Origin of the sequence: Paenibacillus sp. P22, from assembly GCF_000469945.2 — a bacterium.
Classification (GTDB): domain Bacteria; phylum Bacillota; class Bacilli; order Paenibacillales; family Paenibacillaceae; genus Paenibacillus_O; species Paenibacillus_O humicus.
The window spans coordinates 1-6,644 of record NZ_CBRA020000138.1; the positions used below are offsets into that span (position 1 = coordinate 1).

The following is a 6,644-nucleotide window of genomic DNA, read 5'->3' on the forward strand; positions in this document are numbered from 1 at the left end:
GCCATATTAGAAGTATTTGAACGCTTCCTGGAAAATGTAGTACACGATCGTCGCGCCGCTGTACTCCGGCCCGCCGTCCGCTGCGAGAATATACATCTGGCTGAACGACTGGAACGWGCGGCTCCTTCCTTTGAACGTCATGGCGATCGCCAAGAAAAAAGTGGTTACCGCTTCCGTGGAGGACGACATCGAGCAGATCGCCGCCATCCTTGGCAAGAAGCAGATCAAAAAGCTGCCGGTCCACCGGGGCGGCGTCCTTGCGGGCATCATCAGCCGCGGCGACGTCATCCGGCAATCGTTTCAATCTCTTCTTTAACGAGCCGCTTTCAAGCCGAAAAAGAGCCCATGATGCCGGCCAGGCATCATGGGCTCTTTTTCGTTCTGCATTCCGCCGATCATTTCATCGCTTGATAGATGGCCTCCAGCAGCTCTCCGTTCATGTTCTGGCCGTACTCCCAGAACATGATGCCGCCGAGACCGCCGGATTTCACGTAATTTACTTTTCCCGTCAGCGATTCCGCATCGTCGTAGCTGAGGAAGCCGCCGCTGGAATTCGTCAAGTACGGGGCTCTTGCGGTGGAATCCCACTGGCGGGTCCAGCCGTTCTTGTTGATATAGCTCGCCTTGAGCTCATCATAGGTGTAATCGCCGGAGCCATGGGAGTAGAAGGCGCCTCCGGCGACGAGCTTCGCTGCCGGAGCGCCCTTGCCCTTCAGCAGCTTGATGGCGGAATCGACGCTGTAGCTGGCCATCGGGGAGTTGTAGAGAGCGGTATGATGGGTATTCGCGCCGTTCTGCAGGTCGTATGTCATGACGTTGAGGAAATCGAAGGAAGGGATGACCGCGGCGATATCGATGTTGCCGAGACCGTAATCGGAAGCGCCGACGGCGGCTGTAAGCTGGTATTTGTTGGCGGAGCGCCCATCGGCGGAGCTGGCCGAATCCAGAACCGAACGGAGCTTCTGGATGAACAAAGTATAGTTCGCGCGGTCGCCTGAGCCCGGATATTCCCAATCGATATCGATGCCGTCCAGCTTATTGGCCCGGATATAGGATACGGCGCTGTTGGCGAACGCCGTGCGGCTAGCTTCCGTAGCCGCTGCTGCCGGGAAGCTCGCGGAGCGGCCCCAGCCTCCGACGGAGACGAGAACCTTGAGATTCGGATTTTTGGATTTCAGCGAGACGAGCTGCGCCAGCTTGCCGGTATCCCCTCCGCTGACACCGGTAGAGGTCGCGTCGGCGAAGGCGTAGAACACATGCGTCAGCTTTTCGGCCGGCACGGTGCTGATGACGGGGAAATGCCAGTCGGCTACATACGCGCCGATGATTTTTCCGGCAGGGACAGGAGTGGCCGTCGGCGTCGGCGTTTTGGTCGGCGCCGGCGTCGGTGTCGGAGTGGCGCTAGGCTTAGGCGTAGCCGAAGGAGCAGGGGTTACCGTCGGAGTCGGCGTAGGGGATGCCGAGCAGACGGAGAGCGCTTTCCAGGCTCCCCATTCTCCGGCGAGATCCGGACGCTCGCCTTGCGTCCACCATTTGGCTTCATAGAGCGTGCCGGAGTAGACCGCCTTCTGCCCGACGGTATAGACGGATGACGAGCTCCAGGCAGCGACTCCGCTGCATGCATCCGCAGCGCTGGCTTTCTGGACGGCGGCGCCTTGCGGAAGGAGCGAAAAGGCGAGCAGCACGGCAAGCATCAAGACTCTCAGCGCGGAAGCGGCGATGCGGCGGTTCGATTTGAACATGAACGATACCTCCTGAAGGATAGGATGATAGGGGCGAAGCAAGAATGAGAGGGGATATCCGGCCTCCTTTTTTCGAATCTATTGAAAGCACTTTCATTATCAATGAAAGTGTTTATCGATAAAAGGGGAAAATTGGATGAAAACAGGGAGAAATTTCTAGCGAATAGGAATAGAGTACCTTAAGAGGATAAGGAGAGAGGAATTTACATGGCGGGATAGGGTCGGATTACATCTCTATCTCGATAAAAACAAGGTCGAATGGCCCTCCGGATCGGGAAGAGTCGAATTATGAAAGACTTCTAATAATCCAAAGGGAGGAGTTCGACAAAAAACTACGAATATTAACCAATAGCAAACAGGCTTGAAACAAATAAATGCCGAATTTTCGCTAAGAAAAACGGGGGAACCACTCGGGGTGAATGAATTCTGCAAGAGAGAATTCTAGGGAACCTTCTACCGAACCCATCAGCTAACTTCGTAGGCACCGGAGGGAGAACCATCAGTGAAGAAAGTCATCATGTCCATTACCGCTTTCATTCTTATTGCCGTGTTCGCATCATCCAGCGTATTCGCGAGCACCGAATTGAAGTCATCCATCGGCAAGGTTCTCGGCACTCCCTACAAGTATGGGGGCACGACTACGGCAGGATTCGACTGCTCGGGATTCGTCCGCTATATTTTCGGCCAGTTCGACGTGAAGCTGCCACGCTCCTCCCAGTCCCAGGCCAAGGCCGGCACGAAGGTGGACAAGGATGATCTTCGTCCGGGGGATCTCGTCTTCTTCAACACCAGCGGCCGCGGCATCTCGCATGCCGGCATCTATGTCGGAGACGGCAAGTTCGCCCACTCCTCGAGCAAGGGCGTCCGGTATACGGATCTGGACGATGCCTACTATGCCAAGCGCTACGTTACGGCGCGCCGCGTCGCAACGGGCGAGGATTACAGCAAGATGGTGAGCGAAGAGGAAGAAACGGCCGACGACGCCGGGGAATGACGGACGGCTCCAGAAGGATGAAGAGAGACAGGCGGCATGAGCCGCCTGTCTCTCTTTTTTTGTCCAGTCGGCTGCAGTTCAGCAGCACAACCAAAAAGAAGCCTTCCCGCCGGGGAAGGCTTCTTTTTGGGTTTCAGCTTGAAGGCTCTTCCTTCGGCACATGCTTGAAGATCTCGCCGGATTCCATGAGATCGATGACCCGGTCCAGCCACAAATAATAGTCGATCGCCTGGCGGATCTTCTCCAGATCGCCGCCGATCAGGGCGTGCAGGGCTTCCGAGCCGCCGCTCTCGGCCAGCTTGTCCAGCTCCGCCTTGGAGCGGCGAAGCGCCATCAGGTTGAGCTCCACGGCCTTTCTCCACTTCAGGACAAAAAAATCGGCGAACGTCTGGTGCCAGTCCCGCTCGACTTCATACAAGTCCTTCCGCGAACCCTTTTCCCATACCTTGTTCACCATATTCAAATCAACCAGCGTGCGGATGCCGGTGCTCATGCTCGTTTTGCTCATTTCCATCGCTTGGCCCATCTCGTCGAGATTCATCGGCTTGTCCTGGAAAAACATCAGCCCATACAGCAGTCCTGTAGATTGCGTAATGCCGTACAGGTCCATGTTCTTGCCGATGGACTCGATCACGCGCTTGCGCGCCTTCTGGATTGCCTGCTCCTGCGCGGCCTCCAAGCCGGCGAAATCATTGGTCATCATGTCCGCTCCTTCATCGCCTTCTCGGCTGACAAAGTAATTGTAAGAAACAATCCCGGCAATGTAAAGCGCTTAATGAACGAGTATATGAGAGGATACGGGAGCATTTGGCATATAAACTATATACAGAAAAAACCGTACGTACTTATTATACGGATAAAACGGTTGACGGTGTCATAAATTGTTCGATAGACTAGTTCGAGTGAGCGTTGGCCGCAAGCGAGGCCATGAGGAGGTGAAGCGCTTGTCGATCATTGAAGTCACGGATGTGACGAAAATATTCGGCGAGGATCCAAAACGAATTCTGCCGCTTCTGAAGGAAGGGTGGAGCAAGGACAGGATCTTTAAAGAAACGAGGCATACGGTTGGGGTCAACCGGGTTCAGTTTGCCGTCGAGCCGGGAGAAATCTTTGTCATCATGGGATTGTCCGGCAGCGGGAAATCGACTCTCGTGCGTCTGCTGAATAGGCTTATCGAGCCGACAGGAGGCGCCATCCGCATCGCGGGACAGGATATTACCCGCCTGAATGCGGAGCAGCTGAGGAAGGTGCGCCAGAAAAAGATCAGCATGGTCTTCCAGAAATTCGCGCTGTTCCCGCATCGGACGCTGCTTGAGAACGTGGAATACGGGCTTGAGGTCCAGAAGGTGCCCAAAAAGGAAAGAGAACCGAAAGCAAGGGAAGCCTTGCGGCTCGTCGGACTGGAAGAAAGGGCGGACAGTTATCCCGAGCAGCTGAGCGGCGGCATGCAGCAGCGGGTCGGACTGGCAAGGGCGCTGGCGAACGACCCTGAGATCCTGCTCATGGACGAAGCGTTCAGCGCGCTCGATCCGCTCATCCGCAAGGATATGCAGGACGAGCTGCTGGAGCTGCAGGAGAAAATGAAAAAAACGATCGTGTTCATTACGCATGATTTGGATGAGGCGCTGCGGATCGGAGACCGCATCGCGCTCATGAAGGACGGAGCGATCGTGCAGATCGGCACGCCGGAAGAAATCATGGTCAATCCTGCCAATGAATATGTGGAGCGGTTCGTCGAGGACGTGGATTTGTCCAAGGTGCTGACCGCCTCCCATGTGATGCGGCGTCCCGAGACGATCGGTCTCGACCGCGGCGCCAGGGTCGCCCTGCAGCTGATGCGCGAGAGCGGCATCTCCAATCTGTTCGTGACGGACCGCAGCCGCAAGCTGATCGGCGTCCTCACCGCCGACGACGCGTCGGAGGCGGTGAAGCGCGGACAGCCGCTGGAGGAGATCGTCATCCGGGATACTCCGGTCGTCGCTCCGGAGATGCTGCTCCACGAGCTGTTCGATATATGCGGCACCAGCAAGTATCCGGTCGCCGTCGTGAACGAGGCGGGACGCATCGTCGGCGTCATCGTGCGCGGAGCCGTGCTCGGAGCGCTTGCCGGACATGTCGCGAATCGGGAGGTGAGCGTGGATGCTGCCGAAACTACCGCTTGATAAATGGGTGGACCGCATGGTCGATTCCATCGAGGAGAACTTGAATTTCCTGTTCGATCCGATTTCGGCCGCAATCGAAGGCGTCGTGGACTTTTTCTCTTATCTGCTCCATCTTCCGCCTGCGATCGTGCTGATCGTTCTGTTTGCGGCGCTGGCCTGGTGGATCATGCGCTGGCCGATGGCGCTGTTCACGTTCGTCGGCTTGTTCCTGATCGACAATCTCGGTTATTGGGACCATACGATGGATACGCTGGCGCTCGTGCTGACATCGGCGATCGTCAGCATCGTGCTCGGCGTGCCGATCGGAATCGCCTGCGCCCGCAACAACCGCACGCAGAGCATCGTGACGCCCATCCTTGATTTCATGCAGACGATGCCGGCGTTCGTCTACCTGATCCCGGCCGTGACGTTTTTCAATCTGGGCGTTGTGCCCGGCGTCATCGCCTCGGTCATTTTTGCGGTGCCGCCGACGATCCGCCTGACGAATCTCGGCATACGCCAGGTGCCGGCCGACCTGGTGGAGGCGGCCGATTCCTTCGGCTCCACCCCTTCCCAGAAGCTGTTCAAGGTGCAGCTGCCGCTCGCGGTGCCATCGATCATGGCAGGCATCAACCAGACGCTCATGCTCGCCCTGTCCATGGTTGTCATCGCTTCCCTGATCGGGGCGCAGGGCATCGGAGCGGATGTATACCGCGCCGTCAGCCAAATCAAGACGGGCAAAGGCTTCGAAGCCGGCCTGGCCATCGTCATACTGGCGATCTTCCTGGATCGGCTGACGCAGCATCTCGTCAAAGGAAAAAAACATGCGGACAGGAGAGGATAGATTTTGATTCGGAATTCTTGGAAAATGGTTGGGGTACTCGGACTTGCAGGAGCCATCGCGCTTGGAGGCTGTTCTTCGAACAGCAATGACAATGGAACGGCTTCCGGGGGAAGCGGGGCGTCTGTCGGCAAGGCTGTCGGCCATAAAATCATCGGCATCGATCCCGGCGCCGGCCTGATGGCTGCCGCCAACCGTGCTGTCGAGGACTACGGCCTGTCGGACTGGACGCTGGTCGAAGGCTCCGGAGCGGCGATGACCGTAGCGCTCGACAAGGCGATCAAAAAGAAGGAGCCGATCATCGTCACCGGCTGGACGCCTCACTGGATGTTCGCGAAGTATGATCTGAAATATCTGGACGATCCCAAAAAATCGTTCGGGGAAGACGAGGAAATCCATACGATCGTCCGCGGCGGACTGAAGCAGGATGCGCCGTCGGCTTATGATTTCCTCGACCGCTTCGAATGGACGGATGCCGACATGGCCAAAGTGATGGTGGCCATTCAGGAAGGCGCCGATCCCGCTGCCGCCGCCGCCGATTGGGCGAAGGACAATGCCGGCTTGATCGACGGCTGGGTGGACGGCATCGAGAAGGTGTCCGGCAAGCCGTTCAAGCTCGCCTACGTAGCCTGGGATTCCGAGATCGCCAGCACGAACGTGGTGGCATGGGTGCTGGAGAACCGCCTCGGCTACAAGACGGAGCTGCTGCAGGTGGAAGCCGGTCCGATGTGGGCGGGAGTGGCGAACGGCGACGCGGACGCGATCGTCGCGGCTTGGCTGCCGATTACGCACAAGAMTATGAGGAAAGGCCGCAAATTCCAGGAGAAGATTCTGCGTCTGGCCAAGGACGGGAGGAAGCTGTGGCTGGAAGCGACCTATATGCCGATTATCGGAGCCGACGGCGGCGTGAAGGCCGTCTTGAAGGT

7 protein-coding genes, 1 pseudogene and 1 riboswitch are annotated in these 6,644 nt (G+C 57.4%); of the genes and pseudogenes, 5 read left to right on the top strand and 3 right to left on the bottom strand.

Translation table 11 applies throughout. The annotated features are described in order from the left end of the window. Window positions 1-6: 6 nt before the first annotated feature. Window positions 7-141 (bottom strand): hypothetical protein, encoded by a 135-nt coding sequence (locus BN871_RS29745; RefSeq protein WP_269745440.1) that lies wholly within the window; start codon window positions 139-141, stop codon window positions 7-9. Here BN871_RS29745 and BN871_RS18375 point away from each other — a divergent pair. Beyond that, window positions 119-316 (top strand): annotated as a pseudogene (locus BN871_RS18375) (CBS domain-containing protein); the annotation flags it as partial. The gene BN871_RS29745 and the pseudogene BN871_RS18375 sit on opposite strands and share 23 nt — an antisense overlap. A gap of 79 nt (window positions 317-395) precedes the next feature. On the opposite strand, the gene BN871_RS18380 reads toward BN871_RS18375, so the two are convergent. Further along, entirely contained in the window at window positions 396-1,742 is a 1,347-nt protein-coding gene (locus BN871_RS18380) for a glycosyl hydrolase family 18 protein (protein WP_048748274.1), read from the bottom strand. 365 nt (window positions 1,743-2,107) lie between these two features. Beyond that, window positions 2,108-2,241: riboswitch (cyclic di-AMP (ydaO/yuaA leader) on the top strand. Window positions 2,242-2,244: 3 nt separating this feature from the next. On the opposite strand from BN871_RS18380, the gene BN871_RS18385 reads away from it, so the two are divergent. Then, the gene (locus BN871_RS18385) at window positions 2,245-2,736 is read left to right on the top strand and encodes a C40 family peptidase (RefSeq protein ID WP_021881457.1); all 492 of its coding nucleotides are present in this window, start codon (window positions 2,245-2,247) and stop codon (window positions 2,734-2,736) included. Window positions 2,737-2,869: 133 nt separating this feature from the next. Here BN871_RS18385 and BN871_RS18390 read toward each other — a convergent pair whose 3' ends face one another. Beyond that, window positions 2,870-3,439, bottom strand: a complete 570-nt coding sequence (locus BN871_RS18390) for a GbsR/MarR family transcriptional regulator (RefSeq protein ID WP_048748275.1) — start codon at window positions 3,437-3,439, stop codon at window positions 2,870-2,872. Between the two features lie 241 nt (window positions 3,440-3,680). On the opposite strand from BN871_RS18390, the gene BN871_RS18395 reads away from it, so the two are divergent. The 3 genes from BN871_RS18395 to BN871_RS18405 form a co-directional block, all read left to right on the top strand. Beyond that, window positions 3,681-4,898, top strand: a complete 1,218-nt coding sequence (locus BN871_RS18395) for a glycine betaine/L-proline ABC transporter ATP-binding protein (RefSeq protein WP_048748276.1) — start codon at window positions 3,681-3,683, stop codon at window positions 4,896-4,898. Then, window positions 4,876-5,721, top strand: coding sequence for a proline/glycine betaine ABC transporter permease (locus BN871_RS18400; RefSeq protein WP_021881613.1), 846 nt, complete (start codon window positions 4,876-4,878; stop codon window positions 5,719-5,721). Before BN871_RS18395 ends, BN871_RS18400 begins: the two co-directional genes overlap by 23 nt. 24 nt (window positions 5,722-5,745) lie before the next feature. Next, a partial coding sequence (locus tag BN871_RS18405) for a glycine betaine ABC transporter substrate-binding protein (RefSeq protein WP_083436532.1) occupies window positions 5,746-6,644 on the top strand: 899 nt, incomplete at its 3' end.

What these genes read in the sequence shown, in the direction of transcription:
- BN871_RS18400 (WP_021881613.1), top strand. Translation starts at nt 4,876, where the DNA reads ATGCTGCCGAAACTACCGCTTGATAAATGGGTGGACCGCATGGTCGAT.
- BN871_RS18380 (WP_048748274.1), bottom strand. Translation starts at nt 1,742, where the DNA reads ATGTTCAAATCGAACCGCCGCATCGCCGCTTCCGCGCTGAGAGTCTTG.
- BN871_RS18390 (WP_048748275.1), bottom strand. Translation starts at nt 3,439, where the DNA reads ATGATGACCAATGATTTCGCCGGCTTGGAGGCCGCGCAGGAGCAGGCA.